3 protein-coding genes and 1 pseudogene are annotated in these 1,897 nt (G+C 65.9%); all 4 read left to right on the top strand.

From position 1 onward, the window contains the following. Window positions 1-84: 84 nt before the first annotated feature. Window positions 85-438, top strand: coding sequence for a hypothetical protein (locus BQ8420_RS24775; protein WP_087101704.1), 354 nt, complete (start codon window positions 85-87; stop codon window positions 436-438). A 112-nt stretch (window positions 439-550) separates the two neighbouring features. Further along, window positions 551-1,012 (top strand): hypothetical protein, encoded by a 462-nt coding sequence (locus BQ8420_RS24770; RefSeq protein WP_160049416.1) that lies wholly within the window; start codon window positions 551-553, stop codon window positions 1,010-1,012. Window positions 1,013-1,017: 5 nt separating this feature from the next. Next, window positions 1,018-1,311: a hypothetical protein gene (locus BQ8420_RS24765; protein ID WP_087101701.1), complete on the top strand. Its 294-nt coding sequence runs from the start codon at window positions 1,018-1,020 to the stop codon at window positions 1,309-1,311. 368 nt (window positions 1,312-1,679) lie between these two features. Then, window positions 1,680-1,897: pseudogene (locus tag BQ8420_RS24760) on the top strand (crotonyl-CoA carboxylase/reductase); the annotation flags it as partial.

Genomic DNA, 1,897 nt, shown 5'->3' with positions numbered 1-1,897 from the left:
CTATTCGTCGGCAGCGTCAGTTGTGTATTAGAGTCAGCTCCCACACCGCGTTCGAGGTGGACCAACCCCTAACAAGGAGATGACGTGACCCGAATCGACGACGGCACCCAGGAAGCCGCCCAGGCCCTGCGCACGGAGTACCCGCACGCTCAGGAGGCCGCACCCAGGTTCGCGCTCGCGGTCAAGCGGCACGGGGTGCTGAGGGCCTGGACCGATCTGATGGGCGCGGCCAACCACGCCCCCGACCCCGATCAGCTCCGTGCCAGCGCCGAACTACGTGATGGGTTGGCCCCCTGGTGGAAGGAGCACGGCGCCCCCTCGGCGGAGCCCAGGGCGATCTTGACCTGGCTCATCGGGGACCAGAGCCCCCAACAGTTGGAGGTGCTGCGTGCCCGCCTGATGCCTGTCCTGGAGCCTCTCACCTCCGCCGCGACCTGAACCACCCCCGGAAGGACGCGGGCCATACCGGCCCGCGCCCCCACCATTTTTCGCCCCTGTCCGATGCCCGAGGTCTTCATGTATCTGTTGCTCCCCCCGCCCCGTCTACCGCATGCCTTCGGACACCCTGTGCCGTAACCCTGACGACTCGGTGCGAAACCGCGTGCATCCGCGCCGCCTGCTGGCGCACCTGGCCTACGAGGTGACCCTCGGCCTGGCCCATCGTGTGCCCTCCCCCCAGCGGTGGGAGCTGACCCGACAGATCCTCCAAGGCCCTGACGACAGCGCCCCACACAACTCCGGCACCGTAGGCGGGCCCGCGGCCGCCGAGCTCGAGCTGAATGATCTGTCCGCGGTGATGGACGCGATGATCGGCCAGATCTCCCACAGCCAGTACGGGTGGGGAGACTCCGACCTGGTTCGGCGGCTCAAAGCCGTTCGCTCCCGGACGAGGCGGTCAGCGCCGTCGAACGCGCCAGCGATGCTCCTGGGCAACTATGTGGCTACCGTCTACGACGCCCATGGCGAGGTGGTGCACCGCGGTGTTTCCCCGGAGGCCCCCAGCAAGCTCTGAACTGTATGGGGCCGGTCGTCCCCGCAAGGTTGCTGGGCGAGACCGTCGAGATCTCCTTGGCCTGCCAGCACACCGAAGATGGCCCTGCCTGGGTGATCTGGGAACAGGACGGCCCCGCCGGAGACCGGGTCTCTTGGCAAAGCGGTGACGACCTGGACGCCGCACTGGACCGTTTCGTCGCCGACCAGCTCTTGCCCACCGGTAGACGATCTATTACTCGCGTCGAATCCGATGAACCCTGGCTGCACCCCGACCACCCCTACCGATGGACCGTGAACATCACCCCGAAACACGACTAACTGGTTGTGCAACAAAGGGGCACCGCCGAGCTCTACGGCAGAGCCCGTCTCTTTCCCATGCGACACCCGATGGTGGTTGCGCACCTCACCGGCTGCACCGCACCAGCTTGACGGTGTTGGGGACGGCCGAGGTGCATCTGAATCGCTGAAGTGGGCTACCGGGGCCCTGGCGCGGTCCTGTTCGCCTGGGTCAGAGATGCCCTTGAACATCCTCGAAAGAAGCCAGAAACGGCCTAACCAAGGGCCGCGTAAGATCACCTCGTGAATTCGTTTGGCGGCTGGGTGTCTGTGCTCGTGGCCCTGGCAATGTAGGCACCTGACCCCCGCGACAACAACAGCCACCCCCATCAGCTGGTGAGAGGACCCCCATGCCCAAGGACCTGTACGAACTCGGTGAGGTTCCGCCTTTGGGGCACGTGCCCGAACGCATGCACGCGTTCACCATCCGTAGGGAACGTTACGGCGAGCCCCGTGACGCGTTCGCCCGCGAGATCGTTCCGGTCCCTGAACTGAAGCCGGGGCACGTGCTGGTCTACACGATGGCCGCCGGGATCAACTACAACAACATCTGGGCCGCCAAGGGGCA

The sequence above is a fragment of the Nocardiopsis sp. JB363 genome, assembly GCF_900143625.1.
In the GTDB taxonomy this organism is placed as follows: Bacteria; Actinomycetota; Actinomycetes; order Streptosporangiales; family Streptosporangiaceae; genus Nocardiopsis.
This window is presented reverse-complemented; position numbering and strand designations above follow the sequence as displayed.